General features: G+C 65.1%; 15 protein-coding genes and 1 pseudogene. 1 reads left to right on the top strand and 15 read right to left on the bottom strand.

The features are described 5' to 3' along the window. Positions 1 to 44: 44 nt before the first annotated feature. The 13 genes from AC5STB_RS20205 to AC5STB_RS20145 form a co-directional block, all read right to left on the bottom strand. Positions 45 to 1184: a glycosyltransferase family 4 protein gene (locus AC5STB_RS20205; RefSeq protein ID WP_495444656.1), complete on the bottom strand. Its 1140-nt coding sequence runs from the start codon at positions 1182 to 1184 to the stop codon at positions 45 to 47. Continuing rightward, on the bottom strand, positions 1181 to 2356 hold the full coding sequence (locus AC5STB_RS20200) for a glycosyltransferase (RefSeq protein WP_495444655.1): 1176 nt from the start codon (positions 2354 to 2356) through the stop codon (positions 1181 to 1183). The genes AC5STB_RS20205 and AC5STB_RS20200 overlap by 4 nt, the downstream gene beginning before the upstream one ends. A gap of 28 nt (positions 2357 to 2384) precedes the next feature. After that, positions 2385 to 3566, bottom strand: a complete 1182-nt coding sequence (locus AC5STB_RS20195; RefSeq protein ID WP_495444654.1) for a glycosyltransferase family 4 protein — start codon at positions 3564 to 3566, stop codon at positions 2385 to 2387. Then, complete coding sequence (locus AC5STB_RS20190) at positions 3547 to 4536, bottom strand: glycosyltransferase family 2 protein (RefSeq protein WP_495444653.1); 990 nt, start codon at positions 4534 to 4536, stop codon at positions 3547 to 3549. Before AC5STB_RS20190 ends, AC5STB_RS20195 begins: the two co-directional genes overlap by 20 nt. Further along, the gene (locus tag AC5STB_RS20185) at positions 4523 to 5374 is read right to left on the bottom strand and encodes a glycosyltransferase family 2 protein (protein WP_495444652.1); all 852 of its coding nucleotides are present in this window, start codon (positions 5372 to 5374) and stop codon (positions 4523 to 4525) included. Before AC5STB_RS20185 ends, AC5STB_RS20190 begins: the two co-directional genes overlap by 14 nt. Positions 5375 to 5376: 2 nt before the next feature. After that, positions 5377 to 6318: a sulfotransferase gene (locus AC5STB_RS20180; RefSeq protein WP_495444651.1), complete on the bottom strand. Its 942-nt coding sequence runs from the start codon at positions 6316 to 6318 to the stop codon at positions 5377 to 5379. Continuing rightward, positions 6287 to 7609 (bottom strand): hypothetical protein, encoded by a 1323-nt coding sequence (locus tag AC5STB_RS20175; protein WP_495444650.1) that lies wholly within the window; start codon positions 7607 to 7609, stop codon positions 6287 to 6289. Before AC5STB_RS20175 ends, AC5STB_RS20180 begins: the two co-directional genes overlap by 32 nt. Before the next feature lie 43 nt (positions 7610 to 7652). After that, positions 7653 to 10019, bottom strand: coding sequence for a glycosyltransferase family 4 protein (locus tag AC5STB_RS20170; RefSeq protein WP_495444649.1), 2367 nt, complete (start codon positions 10017 to 10019; stop codon positions 7653 to 7655). After that, positions 10016 to 11188 carry a glycosyltransferase family 4 protein gene (locus AC5STB_RS20165; protein WP_495444648.1) on the bottom strand — a complete coding sequence of 391 codons (1173 nt, stop codon included), beginning with the start codon at positions 11186 to 11188 and terminating at the stop codon, positions 10016 to 10018. Before AC5STB_RS20165 ends, AC5STB_RS20170 begins: the two co-directional genes overlap by 4 nt. Next, positions 11185 to 12057, bottom strand: coding sequence for a sulfotransferase family protein (locus tag AC5STB_RS20160; RefSeq protein ID WP_495444647.1), 873 nt, complete (start codon positions 12055 to 12057; stop codon positions 11185 to 11187). Before AC5STB_RS20160 ends, AC5STB_RS20165 begins: the two co-directional genes overlap by 4 nt. 9 nt (positions 12058 to 12066) lie before the next feature. Then, positions 12067 to 13923 (bottom strand): ABC transporter ATP-binding protein, encoded by a 1857-nt coding sequence (locus tag AC5STB_RS20155; RefSeq protein ID WP_495444646.1) that lies wholly within the window; start codon positions 13921 to 13923, stop codon positions 12067 to 12069. A 227-nt stretch (positions 13924 to 14150) separates the two neighbouring features. Next, complete coding sequence (locus AC5STB_RS20150) at positions 14151 to 15140, bottom strand: DUF6492 family protein (RefSeq protein ID WP_495444645.1); 990 nt, start codon at positions 15138 to 15140, stop codon at positions 14151 to 14153. Positions 15141 to 15337: 197 nt separating this feature from the next. Continuing rightward, the gene (locus AC5STB_RS20145; RefSeq protein WP_495444644.1) at positions 15338 to 16309 is read right to left on the bottom strand and encodes a UDP-glucuronic acid decarboxylase family protein; all 972 of its coding nucleotides are present in this window, start codon (positions 16307 to 16309) and stop codon (positions 15338 to 15340) included. Between the two features lie 310 nt (positions 16310 to 16619). Between AC5STB_RS20145 and AC5STB_RS20140 the strand changes: the two are divergent. Continuing rightward, positions 16620 to 16790, top strand: a pseudogene (locus tag AC5STB_RS20140) (IS110 family transposase); the annotation flags it as partial. A 76-nt stretch (positions 16791 to 16866) separates the two neighbouring features. Here the strand turns inward: AC5STB_RS20140 and AC5STB_RS20135 are convergent. Together AC5STB_RS20135 and AC5STB_RS20130 are read right to left on the bottom strand one after the other, a co-directional pair. After that, entirely contained in the window at positions 16867 to 17625 is a 759-nt protein-coding gene (locus tag AC5STB_RS20135) for a hypothetical protein (protein ID WP_495444765.1), read from the bottom strand. A gap of 228 nt (positions 17626 to 17853) precedes the next feature. After that, positions 17854 to 20124, bottom strand: a complete 2271-nt coding sequence (locus AC5STB_RS20130) for a GumC family protein (RefSeq protein ID WP_495444643.1) — start codon at positions 20122 to 20124, stop codon at positions 17854 to 17856. Positions 20125 to 20658: the final 534 nt, after the last annotated feature.

Genomic DNA, 20658 nt, shown 5'->3' with positions numbered 1-20658 from the left:
CGGCCCGGGCCGGCGGTGTCAGGCCGCCAGCCCGGATACATACGCTAACCGGCGGCGCGCTGTTGCGCGCCGCCGGCCGCCAGCCGGTCCAGCACGGCGGTATAGGATTGAATGACGAACCTCTCGTCGTATTGCGCCTCAATCAGGGCGCGCCCGGCGGCCCCCATGGCGGCGCGCTCGGGCAGGGTCATGCGGGCCATCTCCAGCATCGCCCGGGACAGGCTGACGGCATCCCGGGGCGGTACAAGGAAGCCGCTTGTTCCCTCTTTCACCACATCCCGGCAGCCCGGCATATCGGTGGTGATGAGCGGCCGGCCGCAGGCTGCGCTTTCCAGCAGGATCCGGGGCGTCCCCTCGCGGTAGTAGCTGGGCAGGACGACGCAATCGGCAGAGCGGATACAGGGAATGACATCCCGCACCGGCCCGGCATAATCTACGATCCCTTCTGCGGCCCAGCCCGCAACCGTTTCCGCCGGAACCGCCGCGGCGCCCGGGGTCTCGGGGCTGCCGATAATCCGGAAGGTTGCGCCGGGGATGCTTTTGCGGACGCTGCGCGCCGCCTCGACGAACTCTCCGATGCCCTTTTCCCAAAGCAGCCGCGCCGCCAGCAGGAAGACAGGCGGGCCGGATGGCGGCGGCAGGGGCAGAACCGCAAAGCGGGCAAGGTCGACGCCGGATCCCGGCAGCACGGCCGCCCGCCCGGGCGGCACGATGCCGGCGGCCAGGAACTGGCTGCGGTCCTCCCGGTTCTGGAAAAAGACCACGGGCGCGGTCCGGAAGGCGGCCGCATAGAGTTTCCGGATGCTGGCATTCAGGAAGGATTTCTTTGAAAACACCGACCCGAGACCGGTGATATTGGGAATGAGCGGAATGCCCAGATGCCGGGCCGCCAGCCCCAGGTAGAGGTTGTTCTTGATGGTGTAGCTGAGAACCGCGTCCGGCCGGATCCGGCGCAGATGCCGGTAGGCTGCAGCAAGCGTGGCGGCTTCGCGCGGCGGCGAGACCCCGCGCCGGTCCATCCGCAAGCCGACGACCTGGCAGCCGGTTGCCTCCAGTTCGGCGGTGTAGCCGTCGAACGGCGCCAGCAGGACGATCTCATGCCCGTCCTGCTGCAGCGCGCGGATCAGCCCGGCCCGGAAATTGACGAGGTTGAAGGAGGTGTTTGCAGAGATCAGGAGTTTCATTCCGCCTGCCCTCCTGCCTGTCCTGCCGCCTGCTCTTCTGCCTGCCCCCGGCGCGGCGCGCGGCTGCGGAGAGCGGGTTTCAGCCGCTGCCGGAGCGTTCTGAGGGCCGCGTGCCCGGAGACGCCGATCAGCTGCGGCAGCTCCGGCCAGCCGGCCTGTTTGGCCGGGGGCCGGTCTGCCACCAGGGAGTGAAACAGCGCCGCCCATTCCGCCTGGCCGGCCTCGGGGCCGTAGGCCCGGACCGCTTCGGCCCGGCTGGCCGCGCCCGCGGAACTGCGCAGGGCCGGGTCGGCGGCCAGCCGGGACAGCGTGGCGAACCAGTCCTCCGTGCTTCGGCACAGAAAGCCGGTCTGCCCGTCCGCAATCGCCTCTGCAAAGGCGGGGGACGGGGAGGCCACCGTCGGAACCCCGAAGGCGGCGGCTTCGATGAACTTCAATTCGCTGCGCGCGCGGGCGAAATCGCAGGCCGTGTCGAGCGGCGCCAGGTTGATATCAATGCCGCCGAGAAGCCCGATGAACTCGGCATAGGGGCGAAACGGCTCTATGCGGAACCGTTTGCCGAAGGCGTGGAAGTCCGGACCGGCCTGCAGCTTGCCGCCCACAACCAGCCGCACGTCCGGATTGGCCTGCAGGAGCTTCAGCAGCGCGGGGGCGATCATCGCGAAATCCGCATCGTGATGCGCAGAGCCGCTGAAATAGCCTATGGTGACAGCCCGCCCCGGCCGCCGCGCCCGGGCCGCCGCCGCGCCCGTCTCGATCACTGTCCGGGACAGCTTGTTGCGCAGGATCCGGCAATCCGGATGGAAGGCCGCCACCCGGCTGTGCAGGACGCTGCCGGACACCGTGACCGTGTCGCACAGCCGCATGGTCTGTTCGATGGAGGGGGCGAAGGAGGTGCTGCCGGGCGTTTCGGTCACAAAGTCGTCGATGTCGAAGACGATCTTCGCGCCGCGCCTGCGGGCCAGGGCCACGATCCGGCGGGTCAGGGAATCGCAGCGCACCCGGTGCAGCACCAGCAGGCGGCAGCGCGCGGCCGGCGCCGCCAGCAGATGGCTGGCCCGGGCCGACAGCCCGGCCGCGGCCAGAAACCGCTTGGGCTGCATGCAGCGGATTTCGGTGGTGCCGTAGCCGAGCATCGGACGGAAGGACAGGAACTGGACATCGGCCGTCATGCCCTGCCCCCTTTTGCGCGGCCGCGCTTCACGGCGCCAGCCCGGCATAGATCTGTTCCATGACCCTTGCGCAATCCGACCAGCGGTAGCGCCGTGCATGGGCAAGCCCCGCTGCCGCCATCCGGTCGCGGGTTGAGCGGCACAGGCAGATGGCGGCGAGGTCGGCGGCAAAGACCTCAGGGTCTGTGGTGTCGGTAAGCCGTCCGGCGCTGCCGGCAACCTCCGGCAGCGAGCTGCGGTTTGACGCCAGCACCGGGGTTCCGCTGGCCATCGCCTCCAGGACCGGAAGGCCGAAGCCCTCGTAGAGCGAGGGGTGCACATAGAGATCAGCAGCCTGGTAAAGCGCCCGCAGCTCTGCGTCGGACACAAAGCCGGCCAAATGGACACGCTCCTTGAGGCCGGGGGATGCCAGTTCTGTCTGCAGCGCGTCATGGTCCCAGCCGAGGCCGCCAACGAGCACCAGATGGTGGGGGATCTCCTCCTGGACCCGCGCGAAGGCCCTGAGCAGCCCCTGGATGTTCTTGCGCGGGCTGATGTGGCCGGCGGACAGGATGATCGGCACGCCGCCGGGCACGCCGGGCAGCGCCTGCAAAAGCGCCATGTCCGCGGGTTCAAAAAACGCCTCCGACACGCCTTCCGGCACGACGCGCAGCCGGTCCTCGATTGCCGGGCCGACATAGCTGCGGACCTCATCGGCGGTGGTCTGAGACACGCAGACGATGACATCGGCCTTGCGGACCGCCTGATCGAGGCTGCGCTGCATGACCCAGGGCCGCGTATTGCGGAAATATTCGGGATGGGTGAGCGGGCCCAGGTCATGAATGGTGACGGCAAAGGGCTTGCGGGTTGCAACCGGGTAGCCCAGCGAGACCGCGTGGACCACATCCACCGGCAGCCCGAGGCGCGTCTCGATGGACGGCCAGTCGAGAAAGGTCCACAGCAGCGAGGTGCCGCGGCGCCCCAGTCCGGTCAGGCGCAGCCCGGTCTCTGCCGCGCGCTGTGCGAAGGCGTCAGGGGGCAGCGAGCTCCAGCCGGCAACGGGAATGATATTGGGGCCATTCAAGCGGCGCAGCGCGGTGAACAGCTCGCGCGCATAGCGCGCCAGCCCATGACCGGCCCTGTCGGCGAACTGGTTGGCGAAATAGGCGACATTGGGAGCAGAGGCAGAGGCCGCCGCTGCGGCCGCGGGCCTAGTGGCTTCGTATTGCAAGAGCAGTCCCTCCGAAGATGGCGTTCCATCCTGCGCGCAGCGGCCTGCGCAGCCCGGCCGGCAGGAAGGCGCCGAGCAGCGCGGCCCAGGTGCCGACGGCCGGCGGCCAGAGCGCGAGCGCCGTCAGATAATGGCCGATGGCGCGGCCGCGCCGGTTCAGATAGTGCAGATGAACCCGCCCGGCCCGGCGGTGGTAGCTGGCCAGCGCGGCCAGCCGGACGCGCAGCCCCCGCGCCTGCCTGAGCGGCGCGTATTTCCCGAGAATGCGGCGGTAGGCGGCCAGTTCGCGGGTCGGGTCGGACACGGTCCGCGGACCGCCATGCTGGCGCAGATCGACCAGCGCTTCCGGCACGCACCCGATCTTCGTGCATTGCGCGAGGCGGATCCACATGTCCCAGTCCTGCCGCGCCATGAGCTCCTGATCGAAGCCGCCGGCCTCCTCGAACAGGGCGCGCCGCGCGATCCAGGCCGAGGTCGGCGCGGTCACATCGCTGACCAGCAGCGCGTCCAGCAGGTCGCCTTCGGGATAGGCGTGCCGCGGTTGCGAGATCACCGCGCCGCTCCCGGCATCGGTTTCCCGCAGGCCGGTGTATGCGGCGCCGAAGCCGGGGCGGGCCTCAAGCAGCGCCACCTGCTTGCGCAGCTTGGCCGGGTGCCAGAGATCGTCGCTGTCGAGAAAGGCGACGTAGCGGTGCTGCGCCAGCGCGATGCCGCGGTTTCTGGCCGCGTTTCCGCCCAGGCGCTCCTGGCGGACGAGGTGCACCGCGAACGGCGGCTGGCTGTGCCGGCGCCATTGGCCGATCCGCCCGGCGGTGCCGTCGTCCGAGCCGTCATCCACGATGATGACCTCTCCGGGCGGCAGCTCCTGCTGCAGGATGCTGTCCAGCGCATCGCAGATCAGATGCGCCCTGTTGTAGGTCGGGATCACCACCGAGACCAGCGGCGCGCGGGGGCCGTCAGAGCTGTGCATCTGTCTGGCCCTTTGCTGAGACCTGCCGCTCGAGCGTGCCGCGCTCCACCCGGTTCTGCCGGTCCCAGACCAGCGCCCGGACCCGGAACACCGAGGTGGCCGAATGCAGCGCGGCGATGAGCCCCGGGGTGCCGTCGAGAAACCCCCGCTGCAGCACATAGCGCTTGGCGAACTCGACGAGCGGGCCCGCCAGCAGGCTGAGGCCCCGGATGCGGGTGCCGGTGCGGGCGAGATCCTCGGCGTTCATGGCAACATAGCGCGCGCTTTTCTGCAGGCGCTCCGCAAAGGAGCTTTCGTTGAGATGGGCGATCTTGCGGGTGAGCTGGCCGGTCCGGGGCCCGCCGCCGTCGATCTCGCAGGCTTCATGAAGGCGGCCGGTGAACCGGTGGCAGCCGCGCCGCGCCAGCTGCGGCCGGTTCCAGGAATCCCAGCCGCCGTGGTTCACCGGCCGGTGCAGAAAGTAATTCTGCCGCCGGTACCTGTAGGCGTCAAAGGCGCCGCTGCCGATGCTTTCGGAAATTTCCCGCGCCAGCCCCTCCGGAACCCGTTCATCGCAGTCCAGATGCAGCAGCCAGTCGCCGGTTGCGGCGTCAATGCCGGCGTTGCGCTGGCCGGCGTACCCCCCGGCCTCGGTCATGGCATGGGAGATGAACCTGACCTTTTCCCCGGCCGCCTGCGCGATCCTGGGCGTTTCGTCGGTGGATCCGTCATCCACGATGACGATCTCGTCGGCCCAATCCGCGAGGTTGCGGAGCAGATGCGGCAGGTTTCTCTCTTCGTTGCGGCTGATCACAACAGCCGAAAGCGTCGGCCGGCGGCCGGGGGTCTGGGCTGGCATCTTCACGGGTCCTTCTGCAGGAGGGCACGGAGCCGGAAAAAAGCCGGGCGGACGAAGCGGTCGCGGCAGCGGTTCGCCCAGAGGCGCAGCCTGCGCCCGGGCGGTGCGGCGGGAAAGGCCGCCGGAGCCGGGCCGCCGTCCGCGGCCGCGCGGCCGAGTGCGGCGTCCGGGTAGCCCAGGAACCGCGCCATCTGCCGGACCGCCGGATGCAGCCTGAGCCGGTAGCCGGCATCGTTGCGCCACTTTTCCCCCGTCCCGGTGCGGGTTCCCGAGCCCATCGCGCTGTCCGGGGCAATGCCGATGAACTGCGCAATATCTTTGAACCCGTCCTGCGGCGATGCGGTCAGATCCTCGTAGCGCACGCGCATGCAGCTGCCTTGCGGCAGCATCTGCTCTATTGCCAGCAAGTTGCGGCAGCCGTTGAGCCAGGCCAGCTGCCGGGTCTCCGGATCGGTTCCGAACAGCTTGGCCGCCGAATACATCACCCCATGCGGATTGCGCACCAGCCCGATGACTTTCACCGGCAGATCGGTCTGCTCCACCCATTCCAGCAGCAGGCTGAGCGCCGCCCATTGCGCCAGGATCTGCGGCGATTTCTCAAAGAACACCGGGGCCGGGCTGTTGCGGCAGAGCGCCTCCCAGCCTTCGAAGACAAGGGCGCGGTCCGCTGCGGGCGGCGCGAACTGCGGAACGCAGCGCGCCAGCAGATCGACCATCAGGGCACGCGCATTGCCGCGGCTGCCGTAGCCGGCATAGCGTTTGCGGGCCGCAAACAGCGGCCCCGGCAAATCCAGCAGTACGGCCGCCATCAGCCACCAGTGGGTCTCCAGGTACCGGTGCGGCGAATAGGCGGCGGTCTCCACCGCCGGATGGCGGCAGAGCTCGTTCTGGAACATGGTGGATCCGGAACGCTTATCCGAAAGCAGGATGACGACGGTGGTCATGGCTCTGTCTTATGCTGGGGCGCCGGCGGGCCGGGGCGCGGAAACGGGATGTTGCGGAAACGAGGCCGATGATCAGAAACAGGAGCATGGCCCCGCGCGGGGTGGAGACGGGGGCGTGGCCGAACATGGCCCATGGCACGATTGCAACGAGGGACAGGAACAGCGGCTGTGCGAGAAGCTTGTCCATCGTCTTGCGCCGCTGCAGCGCCACGCTGCCGATGCGGAACAGCGCCCGGGCAATCAGGCTGATATAGAGCAGCGCCGCGAGCATGCCGTAGGAATAATAGGCCATCGCGAACACCGCATGGGTGGCCTGGCCGTTCTGTTCCGCCCGGGCGCCCGCGGAGGTGTACCGGACGGCCGTGCCCTCGCCGGCCAGCAGAAAGCCGGGGTTCTTCAGGGCATGGGTGAACGGTTCGGAATAGGCCAGCGACCGCTCGCTTTCGCGGCTGTGCTCGTAAGGGCTCTCGATCATATTGCCGACGCTGCGCTCCAGGCGCTCAAAATAGAACACCTGCGAGCCGATGCCGACGAAGAAGACGATGCCTGCCCCGATGGCAACCGGCAGGAGGATCCCGCGCTTCATCTGCCAGAGCCCCAGGAAAAAGACGGCGATGACGACCAGGGCGCTGGCCATGAGCGGGCCGCGCGAATAGCTCATCAGAACCCCCATCGGCGCCAGCAGGCAGGCCGCGAACGCAAGCCTGCGCCATTCCCCGATCATCCAGGGCCAGCGCAGCAGCAGGGCCGCGAAGGGCCAGCAGACGTTGATGAAGGTTGCCCCCAGGATCGACACGCCGACCAGCGTCCGCCCGCGGATCCCGCGCTCGGGCGTGTCGCCAAGCATCTGCTGCAGCTGGTTGGCCGCCGGCTCCAGAAACCGGCGCGAAAAGATCAGATCGCTGACCGTTCCCCGGGTTGCGGGCAGGGAGGTGAGGATCATCAGCGATGAGGTCACGATCACCCCGGCCACCATCGCCTTGAGCAGCAGCTCAATGTCCCCGCGGGAGCGCACGTAGACCGGGGCCAGGAAGAACAGGCTGAAGGCAAGCGCCGTGCGCCCCATCACATAGGCGGATTCCAGCAATGTGCCAAAGCTGATCATGCCCGAGATCTCGCTGATGAGGGCGATCACGAGGAGGGTGCTGACAGTGCCCGAATACCTCAGCCGCTGCTGCGGCAGCCGGGGAAGTTTCTGCGCCGAGACGAGCAGGAGGAGCACAAGCACATCGGTCAGATAGACGGGCAGCGGCCCGATCTTCAGATTTGCCTTCGGCACCGCGACAAGCACGAAGATAAGCAGGGCAAACAGCTTGATGCCCGGTGTCAGATCCTTATGCAACATGGGCCGGCCTCGCTTTCAGGCTCTGATAAAGTGTTCTGTGGGCCGCAGCAAAGCGGGCGGTATCATATTTCTTCGCCGCCTCGAACCCTGCCGCGCCCATGCGGCGGCGCAGCCCGGGATCCTCTGCCAGCCGCTGCAGCGCCGCGGCGATGCCCGCGGCATCCGCGGGCGGCACCAGCAGCGCGGCCGCGCCGTCGCGGCCGACGGTCTCGCGCAGGCCCGGCACATCCGAGGCAACAACCGGCAGCCCGGCGTTCATCGCTTCGACGGCAGCCAGCCCGAACCCCTCCCACGCCGAGGGGATCAGGAAGATGTCCGCCGCTGCAAGCAGGGCCGGCACATCCTCCGTATGGCCCAGCAGATCCACGTGATCGGCAATCCCCAGTTCGGCAATCAGGCGCTCCAGCGCCGCGCGCTCGCTCCCTTCGCCGGCAATGGAATAGCGCCAGCCGAAGGGGCCCAGGCGCGCCACCGCGCGCAGGGCGGCGGCATAGTTCTTGGCCGGGGTCAGCCGCCCGGCAGACACGATCCGCAGCGGTCCCGCTCTGCCGGGGCGCTGCGGCAGCCGGGCAAATGCCAGCGGGCAGCCGTTTGCGATCACGGCGGTGCGCCCGGCCAGCCAGGGGCGCGCGGCGAGCAGCTCTGCCTCGACGCTGCCGCTGACCGCGATGACCTTCTCGAAGGCGCGGTAGACCCGGTCGTCGATCAGGCCGCCCAGGGCGTGGCCGCGGCGGCGGTTGGAGGTGCTGTGCTCGGTGAAGATCAGCCGCCCGGGCAGGCGGCCGGCCTGGGCCAGCAGGGCGGCATGGGCGCTGGCGGGAAAGAGATGCACATGAACGATGTCCCCGGGCGCAATCCCGCGCGCATAGGCGCCAAGGCGCAGCAGCGCCCGCGGATCGTAGGGGCTTGCCAGCCCCAGCGAAACGGCGCCGTCGAGACCATCGGTGCTGCAGGCCTCAAGCGCCACCAGCCGGGCATCGGCGCCCGCCTTGCGGAGCTCGCCGTGGAGCAGCCGGGCCATGCGCTCGGCGCCGCCGCGTTTCAGGTCGATACTGTTGATGATCTGGTGGACCCGCATCGTGCCCGCCGCCCGGGCGTCGGCCGGCGCGGCCCCGGCCGACGGCGCCGCAGGCCCCCTGCCCCGGCCTTGCAGCCTGGCTGCCATGCTGCGCAGGGCCTTGTAGGAGCGGTCCGGCAGCAGCTGCGCCATCAGGCGCGGGCGGAACATCGGGTCGGGCGCGAACCGGTGCCAGGGAACCGGGGTCCAGGCCGGCGGTGCCTCGGCAAGGACCGTCTCGAACAGTGTTTTGTACGCTGCTGCGCAGGCGGTGTGCGAGAAGCTGTTCCGCGCCGCCGCCGCCACTGCCCGGCTCATCCCGGCCAGCCGGGCGCGGTCGCCGGCCAGGGCCGCGATTGCGGCGGCCGCGGCCTCTGTGTCGCCGGTGTTGCACAGCAGGCCTGTGCGCCCGTCCTCCAGCAGGTAATCGGTGATCCCGGGCAGCCGCCAGCTGACCGGCACCGCGCCGGCCATCATCGCCTCCAGCAGCGCGTTGGGGCAGCCCTCGAAATGCGACGGGAACAGGAACACGTCGGTGCGGGCGAGAAACTCCGGAATTCCGCCGGGCAGCAATGCGCCGGCAAAGCGCACCCGGCCATCGGCGGTCCGGCTGCCCAGGGCCGCGCGCAGATCCGGCTCGTGCTTCCCTTTCCCGGCGATGTCGAGACGGTAGCGGACGCCGAGCGCGTCGAGCCGGTCCAGAATCGGCGGCAGGTGCATGACGCCCTTCTGCCGGTGCTCCAGCCGCCCGAGAAATCCGAGCGACAGCGTCCCGCCGGTGCCGCGGGCACGTGCGGCGGCGGCTGCAAACCGCGCGGCCGATGTTCCGTTCGGGATCAGCTCGATCCGTTCGGGGCTGATGCCGCAGCGGCCGGTGAGCTCATCCCGCAGCCGGGGCACCAGGGCGATGAAGCGGGCGGTGCGCTCCTGCCCCATCAGCGCCATCCGGTAGCCTTCGTCAAAGCCGTTGGCGCAGCGCGACAGCACCCTGATCTTTTCCGGCAGATGCGGCAGGGCGCTGAGGATCGCAGGGGAATTGACCCCGATCACGATGTCGACCGCGCTGTCTTCGCACCATTGGGCGAAGGCCATCGCCTGCTGTTTGAGGCTGCGGGTCTCCGCCGCGAGCTGCACGCAGCCCTCGTCGATGAACGGCGGCTCGGTGATCTCAGCCTGATCGCGGCCGGCCGACACGCAGCGCAGGTCGATGCCATGGCGCAGAAGCTCGGGCCGCAGGTTGCGGTATAAAGTGAAGGTGCCGCCGTCTTTCGGCACGGATCCAAAGGCGACCCGGATCATATGCCGGCCTCCAGCGGCCCGGGCTGCGGGCATGCGGCGGGGGCTTCATCGCCGAAGATCGCTTGGCGGAGCTGCCGCGCCAGCCGGTGCGCGTCGAAATATTCTTCGACCCGGGCCCGCCCGGCCTGCCCCAGCATGCGCGCCAGCGCCGGGTCCCGGGCCAGCCGCAGAATGCCGGCGGCCATTGCCCCGACATCTTTCTCCGGCGACAGGAACCCCGTCTCCCCCTGTATGACGGTTTCGGAAAAACCGTTGTGGTCGGTGACCGCCACCGCGGCGCCCGATGCCATCGCCTCGAGCAGGGAAATCCCCTGGCTTTCCTGGTCGCCGTTGTCTGCGGTGACCGAATGCTGGATGAAGACCGCCGCCCGCGCCAGGCGCGTCTTCACCTCGTCATGCGGGCAGGCGCCCAGCATCGTGACCGCGGCCTCAAGCCCCAGTTCGCCGATCACCGCGCGGCAGGCCTCCCTTTCGGGGCCGTCGCCGATGATTTCGAGCCGCAGCGGCGGATGCTCCTGGCGCGCCCGGGCAAAGGCGCGGATGGCCAGGTCGGGCCGCTTTTTCCGGGTGAGCCGCCCTACCGCAAGAACCAAGCCGGGATCCTTGCGGCTGTGTGCCGAAAATTCGCCGGCTTCGATGCCGCAGGGGATGACTGTGATCTTGCGGTCCGGAATGCCGATGCTTTCGAGCACGCCTGCGAAATGGCGCGACCCGCAAAAGAAGCCCTGGGCGCTCTGCGCCAGCATCCGGTAGGCAAGCCGCATGTCCCGCCGCCGCCCGAGGACCGTTGCATCATGACCGTGGAAATTGACGAACAGCGGAAGCCCGGCCTGGCGGCAGAAGACGCGCAGCGCGCAGCCGGTGGTGCCGAACTCCGCAAGCACCGCGGTGGCGCCATGGGCCTGCAGGAAGGCCCCGAGCCCGGCCTCCTCCCGCCGCGACAGCGAAGCGCGGTAGCCCGTCCGCAGGAACCTGGCCAGCGTTCCGAGCCGGTTGCGCCTGGAGGGGCCCCCGGCGCGCACGCAATGGAAGGGGATGCCCGCCGGCGGCGGCTCCTGGCAGGCCAAGCCGATGCCGACGGTCTGCCCCGGCCGGATCAGGCGCATATGCTGCCGGACATAGGTCTCGGCAACGGCATTCGGGTTCTGGGTCGCGATTGCCAGACTCATCGCCGCCCCTCTCTCTCGGCGCTGCACAGGCGGCCGTAGAGCGTATCGCACAGCAGCTGGATCTGCGGTGTCAGGAACGACGGCTGGCGCACCCGGGGGGTGATCCGGCGGGTCGTGAGCGGGAACGCCAGCCAGGGCCGCGCCAGCCCGACCGATTGCCTCAGCGCCCCCGTGCAAGCATCGGGCCTGTCGAGCAGCGAGCGGTAGTCCAGCGGCCTGATCCGGCTATCCCTGCTGAGGCCGAGATCGAAATACGCCTCATTCCGCCGCAGCCAGTAGAGCGCGTAGATATCCCGCTGGCGGGCGGCGCTGCCGGGTTCTGCGGCGCTCATTTCACCGGCCGAGGCATGGATGCCCTGCCACAGGCCTTCGAGGTCCCAGTGATTGCCCGCATCGGTCTCGACGCGCCGGGACACCGCCTCGAAATCCCCATCCCACTTGCGCATCATCGACGCCACCACCTCATCCGCGCGCCGGAACATCCAGACCGCCCGCGCGCCCTCGACGGCATCGAGGATCTCTGCCGCCCGGTGCGACGCCAGCAGCGAGCGGGCAACGGCGAAGCGGCCGCGGGCGGTCTTGAGCCGGGCGCGCAGCTCCGGCGGCGGCGGCCAGACGGTCTTGTCCCGGTCAATCGACAGGTCGCTGAATTCGCCGAACACCACCGAGCGGGGGTCGGCGCGGAACAGGCGCTCCAGATGCGTGGTGCCGCTGCGCTGGCAGCCGAAGATGAACAGCGTGGCCCTGGGCTGCGCCCTGGTCAGGCCGTGGAGCACCCGCTTGCTGCTTTCGAACAGCTGAAAGGACTGCGCGGAGATCCGGTATTCGAGTGAGTTTCTGATGCGTTCCATGGTCAGCGGGTACTGCATCGGCGCCCCCTAACCCTGGAGCGGGACCGGTGCGGCCGGCCCGGCGTCCGGACCAGGGGCCTGGCCATTGGCCCGGCGGGTCCCGGCGCCGCCGTCCTGATCCGTCAGATCCTCGTAAGAGCCGATCCCGCTGATCCGGCCGGCCTCCAGGGTGACCACCGTGTCGCAGCTCTGCACGGTTGCCAGCCGGTGCGTCACCATGATCAGCGTCCGTTCTCCGGCCAGCTCGCTGATCTGGTCCATCACCAGCGTCTCGGTGCTGTTGTCCAGCGCGCTTGTCGCCTCGTCGAACGCGATGACCTTGGGCTGGGTGTAGAGGGCCCGGGCAATGGAGATCCGCTGGCGCTGGCCGCCGGAGAGCCGCACGCCGCTTTCGCCGACGAAGGTCTCGTAGCCGTCCGGCAGTTCCTCCTGGATGAAGGTGTCGATCTGGGCCATCCGCGCCGCCGCGCGCACGCGGGCGTGGTCGACCTCGGCCCTGGGGAGGCCAAAGGCGATATTCTGGGCCACCCCGGTGTCGTAGAGGAAGACTTCCTGCGGCACATAGCCGGCATTGGCCCGCCAGGCGCGGATCCGGCTGTGATCCAGCTTCTGCCCGTCAATCAGCATTTCGCCTTCAGTGGGCTCGATCAGGCCGAGAAGCAGGTCCAGCAGGGTCGTCTTTCCGGCACCGGTCTGCCCGACGATGCCAAAGGAGGTTGCCGCGGGGATGGTCAGGCTGATGTTCTTCAGGCTGGGTTCGGCGGCACCGGGATAGGTATAGGAGACGTTGCGCAGTTCGATCGATTTTTCGAACGGCATTGGGGCGATTTCCGACCCGGGCAGCTCCTGCAGGCCGGAGCTGTCGGCCAGATCCTGGTGAATGGCCTCGGCGGCCACGGCGCTCAGGCGGATGGCGACAACCGCCGTGTAGCCCTTCTGGAAAGCCGGCATCATGCGGTAGACGGCAAGGGCGAAGACGCCGATCACCGGCAGCACCGCCGCCATGCCTGCGCTGCCGATCCCGCCGTTCTGCCGCATCAGGGCAAGGGTCAGGATGACAATCCCCCCGATTGCAAACAGCTCGATGATGAACTGCGGCACCTGGCGGACCGTGCCGGATGCGGCGCTGTAGGCCGCGAACTTGACGGAATGCGGGTGGTAGCTGCCGATAAGCGATCTTTCCCGGTTGAACAGCTTGGCCAGCTTGCTGCCCCGCAGCGCTTCCCAGGCCACCCGGTAGCGGGCCCGGTTTTCATCATACATGACCTGGCCGAACCGGCTGGTCAGCCGCCGCACCGTCAGGAACAGAATGGAATAGAGGACGCCGAAGATGGCAAGCGACAGCAGCGTGATCGCCGGGTCGACATAGAACAGCAGGGCCAGCATCAGAATGATCGACACCAGCGATTGCGCGATGTTGAACAGGGACCGGAACACGTCGCCGACCACGCGCCCGGTCTCGGCAAGCATGTTCGACACCAGCTCGCTGCTGTGGCGCTGCAGCATGAATTCATAGGGCTGCCGCAGATAGGTTTCCAGGAGCCGTGCCGACAGGCTGTGCTTGCGCATCTCCAGCCAGCGGTTCACCAGGTAGAGCGTCAGTATCTTCATGCCGGCGCTCACCAGCAGCACCAGCAGGAACACCACGCCGATGGCGATGGCGAAACTGTCCGCGCTCTCGAAGCCGCCGGCCGAATAGGCCCGCGACAGATACGTGTTCTCCTCAATCAGCCCCGGATTGCCGATGATCCGCAGGAACGGAAAGATCAGGCCGACGCTCAGCACTTCCGCGAAACCGCGCAGGCAGATCAGCGGCAGCAGCCTGGCTGCCGACGTGCGCTCTGCAGGCGTCAAAAGGGAAAAAACGGTGCCCAGGCTCTTCATGCCGCGCCCCCGCCGGAGGGGCCGGGGATCAGCGGGCGGCGGGCGGCGGAAAGCAGGGGGCCGGAAGACTGTCCGAACATGTGGACGCGGAAACTCACCAAGAACTCTTATCCTTCTAAACGCAAACAGCGGCAGCCGGGGCCGCCCAATTCAAAACACCCTTTCCGCCCGGCATCACAACCGCATTGGCAGAGACCCTACTAAGACTGTTCCGCTGCGGGCAAGTATCAAGGCTCCGGGCGGAAAAGGAACGCCCCGCCTGCGGCAAGCCCGCGCGCCTCCAGGATCTTGCGGATCCGCGCCCGGTGATCCGGCCGCAGGCTGTTCACACGTGCGCTGTGAATTGAGAAGACGCTCCTGGACCTGTTCTCGACCATCGTGATCATGCTGTCGACCGTTTCGTCATCCATGTTCCTGTTGATGCCGGCCGCAGGTTGCAGCCCCTCATCGAACAGGTTCTGCCAAGCGCCGTGGTGACGTGTGACATAGGCGTAAATCAGCATGAACTCCGACGCCTTGCACCCCGATCTACGGGCGAGCGGCTTGTGCCCGAAATACACTTGAACGGGTCCAAACTTTTCTTCGGCCTCGGTCAGACAGCCCCTTAGAACATCTGCCCGGACGCAATAGGGTGTTGTGCTTGGCGGAATGGGCGTCTGATCGGAAGGCGCGGGAATTCCAAAGACGCGGAAGGAATTCTCCATCCACGTCCGCTGCGCCTTGCCGGGCATTTCGAGGAAGCTGAGCGCCTTGCCCTCTGCGGAGATGAAATCGGACCGGCCCGCCTTGCGGACAAAGAAGTTCTTGGCATCGAGGATCAGGACAAAACCGTCCGGCACAAGCCTGGCGGCGCAGAGCTTGAAGGCCTGCTGCATGAGCCAGCCGTTATTGCCGCGCCACCCGGCTTTGACCCGGAACGGGATTCTGTCCCGGTTGTGGACCACGGCGCGCTTCAGGGCGCCTGCCGCCCCGCCGCCCCGATCCGAGATGATGTCCTCCGGCACGGAAATCCGGACGCGGTCCGCCAGATCCCCGTACAGAGGCAGCGCCTCGCGGACCTGGCGGACGCATTCCTGCTGCTGCCGGTCATTGATGATGATATGAATTGCGGACAGGTCGCCGGGCTCAAAAAACGCAGCCACGGATTGGGCTTGCAATCTGAGGTTTCTGAGCTCCTCCAGATACACCACTGTAACGATAGTTATTTTTTTTGTCATTGGAACCGACACCAGCTGGTTGCTGGGAGAATGTTTCAAGGATACCGTCAAGTTAGCTCACCCCTGGCAACATCAATCAAGGATTTTTCCTCCAGGCGGCGCTCCCAGCGGTTCGCGGCGCGCAAAAGTCCAGAGGGCATGTGCTGAGGGCAACCGGCTTTTGCAACTCTGAACCAAAATGCCGTAGCTTCCGAAGATCAGGTGGGAAAGAATTCAGGCAGTGTTCGCTCAAAATGTTCGATTGTCCAGCGGAGCCCTTTGTCGAGTGGAATTTTTGGTTCCCACCCCAATTGTTCTTTGGCGGCACTGATGTTCGGTCTACGCCGTTTGGGGTCGTCCAATGGAAGCGCTTGTTCTATTATTTGTGAACTGGAGGCGGTTTGCATGACTGTCTTTTCCGCCAGTTCCCGGATGGTAAATTCACTCGGGTTTCCCAAGTTAATAGGGCCGGTAACACTTTCCTCGCTATCCATCAAACGGAGGAGGCCATCCACGAGGTCACTAACATAACAGAACGATCTTGACTGGCTTCCATCACCGTAAATCGTTATTGGTTTGCCAAGAAGAGCCTGTACAATAAAATTTGATACCACACGGCCGTCGCAATGATGCATTCTCGGCCCATAGGTGTTAAAAATTCTGGCAACTTTGACAGCAAGTCCTTTTTGCCTATGGTAATCAAAGAATAGGGTTTCTGCACAACGTTTTCCCTCATCATAGCAGGACCGAGGCCCTATGGGGTTTACGTTTCCCCAATAATCTTCTTTCTGCGGGTGAACCTCAGGATCACCGTAGATTTCGCTTGTCGATGCCTGCAAAATCTTGCAGTTAAGGCGTTTGGCTAATCCAAGCATGTTGATCGCTCCATGCACGGACGTTTTGGTTGTCTGCACTGGATCATGCTGATAGTGAATAGGCGAGGCTGGGCAAGCCAAGTTATAAATCTCGTCCACTTCAACATAAAGGGGAAAGGTCACATCGTGGCGCAGGAACTCAAACCGGCGATGATTGTGAAACTTTTCTATATTCCTCTTTGTGCCTGTGAAGAGGTTGTCCACACAAAGAACTTCGTGTCCTTGGTCCAGCAGGCTGTCAATCAAGTGGGAGCCAATGAAGCCGGCGCCGCCCGTGATCAAGATGCGCTTGCGGCTCTCGTAAAGTCTCGCCATAGATGTACATCCCTATGTTCGCACTCTTTCTGCATGAGCGCGCGTTCTCAACCGATCGAAGGTAAAGAGGCAAAAAAACTACGCGTTTCGCGTGCTACCATGTGGGATTTGGCGCACTCATATGAAAAGGCAATGCTGGAGACAGGCGAAGGGACCTTGGGATGTAACTTTTCGGTCTCTGTAACCTAGTGAGGGACAACGGGCTATTACTACTTGTCCGCCAGAATGCACGGGCTTTGACGCTGTAACCGCCCCCGACGGCATCGGCGTGCCAAGGTGGGATCGCAACAATCCATATTGGGAGGCGGTCATGTCGGAGATAATCACGGTCGGACTGGATCTGGCGAAGAATGTGGTCCAGGTCCATGGTACAGACAGCAATGGTAATGCTGTTTTACGCAAGAAGCTCAGAAGGGCCCAGATGCTTGAATTCTTCGCCAAGTTGCCGCCCTGCCTGGTGGCGATGGAGGCCTGCGGGGGGCGGTTACAGCATCAAAGCCGAATGCACGCCACAAACCCGATTTCTTCAGAAAGGAGAAGTCCGTTTTCCGGTTGTCTCAGGGGTTTGAATCCAGCGCAAAGCTTTTCTTCAGTTTTGGAGTCGCAGGTCGAAGCATCAACATCTTTCTTACGGCTCTTTGCAGCGAGCCACCGAATACAAACTGTGTCCCGGTTAGATTGCCGCCATAGGCGATGTTCTTGACGGCGGCAGGAAAGGGAATGAACTGATAGTCGAGATCACGCTGACCAAGGACGATTCTCGCGTTTTGATGACCGTTCATAATTGGGGCAAAACCTCCCAACAAGTCATCAAGATTGGAGATAATTACACTTCCACATAGCCTGTCGAATGTAGTCTTGTGGTGTCTGACCAGAAGCGATCCGTTGTACACGAAACCGTTATTCACGATGAAACGGTCGCATGCGCTTTCTTTTACGTGCTCGCATAATTTTCGATGGACACGGTCATCGGCATCCAAGCTCATGTAAAGAAAGCTCGGATTGGATTTGTATTTTTCCAACCCCAGGGAGATCTTATTGCCTTTGTCTAATTTGTAGCCCCGCTGTGTGTCCGGAATTGGCAGATCAACCGACAAGGTCGTAATTCTGTCGTCGGCTGGAAGACCATGCGGCGGCTCGTGGCAGACAATAATGCATCGCCAGGAACGCAGTGTTTGATTTTGAAGCGAGCGGAGAGTGCCAATGCAGGCGCGCGACGTAGCCAGCCAATCTGTGCAGGTCTCTCGAGACCTGAATGGCACTATGAAAGTGATATTTCTATCCATAAACGGTTCGCCTGATACAATCGTGAGCATCGCATTCATAATGGTTTTGTCAAGCTTGTGATGTGCCGCGGCCGGAGTTCGCGCGCTTTCATCATGCTCACGGGCTGGCGCCGTGAACGGACTTATGCAGCTGAGGCGCCCGCAATCACAATCCCGCCTCTTGTGGTCGCCGTGCTTCTGCCCCGGCGGCGCCGGCCGCAGAGCAATGCAATAGTGCTCTTGGAGAGGACCTCGCGGCCAGAAAGACCGCCGCGCATCCTAGCTGAAATAGCTGCCGTAGCGGCGTTTGTAGGTGAATTCGTTGTCGGTGTATTTCCTGGCCTGCGACTGCGACACCAGCGTGAAGACGCATCCCGAGACATGCGCATTCATCGAGCGCAGCTCGCGCAGCCCTTCGCGCACGGCGTTCTTGCTGGTGTGGTTCCAGCGCACCAGGTAGATGACCGTATCCGACAGTCTGGCCAAGAGCCGGGCGTCGGTCACCGCCAGGGTCGGCGGGGTGTCGAGGATCACCAGGTCGTATTCTTCGCGCAGCTGCTCGATGACTGCAGTGAACCGTTCGGATGACAGAATGTCGGCCGGGCTTTCGCAAAGCTTTTCTGACCGGGAGAGGGCGAGGATATCCAGGCCCGAGGCCGGCTCTCTGGTCAGCGCTTGCGCGAGTGTGCACTCCTTGCGCAGATAGCTGGCCAATCCGGGGCGCATGTCCCGCAGCAGGCGGCTGCGCCGCAGTAAGGAGACGGTCCACTGGCGCTTGTGCTGTTCGGTGACCCCCGGGAACCTGGAGTAGACGATGGCATTGCTGTCATCCCGGAAATCGCAGCACACCAGGATGGTCCTGCGGCCGGTGCCCTGGCTGGCCAGGCCGGTCAGGAAGGACAGCGAGCTTTTGCCCTCTCCGGGAATGGAGGAGGTGAACATCACCACCTTCGGCTCGCGGGCCGGGTCGCTGTAGAGGATGCTTGTGCGCAGGTTGCGGATGCTCTCTGACAGCAGGCTCTTGGGGCGCGCCATGAATTTTCTGCCGAGCGTCTTCAGGTTGCGCCGCATGCCGGTCATCGGGATCGAGTTCAGCACCGGCAGCTGCGAGACGTCGGCCAGATCGCGCGGCTCCCTGATGACCTGGCTGGTGTGCTCGCGGATCAGAAGCCACAGAAAGCCCAGGAACAAGCCGCCGCCGACCGCCGCCATCATGGTGCGGGCGCTCACCTCGTAATCGGGGGTCGCGGGCGCGTCGGCGGTTGACAGGATACGGGCGTCCGCCGATTGCAGGTTGGCCTGTTCGGTGATTTCCTTCTGCCGGGTGACAAAGGTCTGCAGCAGCGTCTGGTTGGACAGGACCTCCCGCTCCAGCCGTTCGATGGCAAGCTCGTCCGCCGTCTGCTCGATTGCCGTCACCTCGAGCGTGCGCACCATGCCTTGGAGCTGGGTTTCGCGCTGTTCGAGCGATTCCACCTCGAACTCGAGCGCGGCCACGATATAGCCGGCCTCCTCGCGGATGCTCTCGTAAAGCTGCTCCAGCAGGGCCGAGTTGCGCATGTTGTTCCGCATCGCGCTGCCGCCCGCGATGGCATTGTCGCCGGCCATGTTCTCGCGGATGCTGATCTCGCGCCGCCGGAACTCCGCGATCAGTGCGGATTCCCGGAACTCGGTGACCGTCCAGAGGTTCTCCTCGGCGGCCAGAGCCTGCTTGGCCCGGTCCCGGCGGGCCCGGGATTCCGCGATGCGCAGGCGGATGGAGGCGAGCTCCTGGTTCAGGGCCGTCAGCTGGACACTTGTCATCTGCGAGCTCTGGGCCTGCCGGTTGGCCAGCTCCAGGCGGGCGGTTTCCAGGTCTTCCTCTGAGGAGGCGACGTTTTTCTTCAACTCCTTGATGCGTTCGTCGACCAGCTCGACCACCGTGACGACATCCCGGTTTTTCGAGTCTTTCAGGAAGGAAATATACTCGTCGCTGATCGTGTTCACGATCCTGGCGGATTGCGCGGGATCGCGGGAGGAGTAGGCGATCTCGATCACACCCGATCCATTGACCTGAAAAATATCCATGCTGGCGCGCAGGGTGTCGATTGCAGTGCGGGTGCCCTTGGCATACTGCTCCTCGGCTGTCAGCGGCACCGGCGCAACCGGCGGCGGAGCGGCGGACAGCCCGAGCGCCACCAGCGCGCCTTTGACGGTTTCCTTGGCCAGCGCCATGCCGGTTTGCGGTGCCTCATCGGGGGGCGCGGTGACTGTGCCGTCCTCATTCAGCGTGACAAGCTCAAGCTGTTTGACCACCTGTTCAAGCAAGGTGGTCGAGTTCAGGATCTCAATCTGGTTGCCGATCGTGGTTCCGTTTTCCGGTTTGGTCAGAACATTCGAAAGATCGACGATCTGGACCTGCTCGGGTTCGAACAGGATGCTGGTGGAGGCGGTGTAGACCGGTTCCTGACGGGCCACGATGACGGCGCCGATCAGCATTCCGATCAGCCCGCAACCCAGGATCGCGAGCTTGCCCCGCCACATGAGGGCTGCAATTTCCCGCAGATTCAAGCCGTTGTCGGACGGGTTTTCATATACAAGGTCGAAAGATTCAAATTCGGGGGCGCGTGCCTGGCCCGATCCTAGACTATTCACTTTAACTGGCCTCGCAACTTGTTAACTGGCCTCAAAACTTGCGGCATATGCCTATATATATGTCCCAGGGTCCAATAAGCCAAAGCTCCATGCAATAATCTGTCTCCGGCCTGCCAGAGCCGTTTGCGGCGGGCCGCAGCGGTGCCCGGAAAAGCCTTGGCGTCTGCGGACCGGCAGGCCCGCTCCGGCAGGGCTTGCATTCCGGACTTCCCTTCTGAGGGCGGGCTTGATAAAATTAACGTTACGCCGGGAGTGTCCGGCTGGGGGGATCAGGGGATTGGATTGAATGGCGCAGGCCCGGCCCGGGCCATGAAGCCGCTAAAACCCCGCATCACCTGCGTCTAAAGACGGTTGCATCTGAGTTTTCCGCGAATTTCTTGCGGGAAGTGTAACTGGCCCTACACTGTTTTAAAGGGCCGGTGGTTTTGAGTTTCCCGCGAATTTCCTGCG

The sequence above is a fragment of the Leisingera sp. CC-HEC093 genome, from assembly GCF_059429195.1.
The sequence above is the reverse complement of the archived record's forward strand: the minus strand, read 5'-3'. Positions and strand labels throughout refer to the sequence as shown.

What these genes read in the sequence shown, in the direction of transcription:
- AC5STB_RS20205 (WP_495444656.1), bottom strand. Translation starts at nt 1,184, where the DNA reads ATGAAACTCCTGATCTCTGCAAACACCTCCTTCAACCTCGTCAATTTC.
- AC5STB_RS20200 (WP_495444655.1), bottom strand. Translation starts at nt 2,356, where the DNA reads ATGACGGCCGATGTCCAGTTCCTGTCCTTCCGTCCGATGCTCGGCTAC.
- AC5STB_RS20190 (WP_495444653.1), bottom strand. Translation starts at nt 4,536, where the DNA reads ATGCACAGCTCTGACGGCCCCCGCGCGCCGCTGGTCTCGGTGGTGATC.
- AC5STB_RS20185 (WP_495444652.1), bottom strand. Translation starts at nt 5,374, where the DNA reads ATGCCAGCCCAGACCCCCGGCCGCCGGCCGACGCTTTCGGCTGTTGTG.
- AC5STB_RS20180 (WP_495444651.1), bottom strand. Translation starts at nt 6,318, where the DNA reads ATGACCACCGTCGTCATCCTGCTTTCGGATAAGCGTTCCGGATCCACC.
- AC5STB_RS20170 (WP_495444649.1), bottom strand. Translation starts at nt 10,019, where the DNA reads ATGATCCGGGTCGCCTTTGGATCCGTGCCGAAAGACGGCGGCACCTTC.
- AC5STB_RS20165 (WP_495444648.1), bottom strand. Translation starts at nt 11,188, where the DNA reads ATGAGTCTGGCAATCGCGACCCAGAACCCGAATGCCGTTGCCGAGACC.
- AC5STB_RS20160 (WP_495444647.1), bottom strand. Translation starts at nt 12,057, where the DNA reads ATGCAGTACCCGCTGACCATGGAACGCATCAGAAACTCACTCGAATAC.
- AC5STB_RS20155 (WP_495444646.1), bottom strand. Translation starts at nt 13,923, where the DNA reads ATGAAGAGCCTGGGCACCGTTTTTTCCCTTTTGACGCCTGCAGAGCGC.
- AC5STB_RS20150 (WP_495444645.1), bottom strand. Translation starts at nt 15,140, where the DNA reads ATGACAAAAAAAATAACTATCGTTACAGTGGTGTATCTGGAGGAGCTC.
- AC5STB_RS20145 (WP_495444644.1), bottom strand. Translation starts at nt 16,309, where the DNA reads ATGGCGAGACTTTACGAGAGCCGCAAGCGCATCTTGATCACGGGCGGC.
- AC5STB_RS20135 (WP_495444765.1), bottom strand. Translation starts at nt 17,625, where the DNA reads ATGCTCACGATTGTATCAGGCGAACCGTTTATGGATAGAAATATCACT.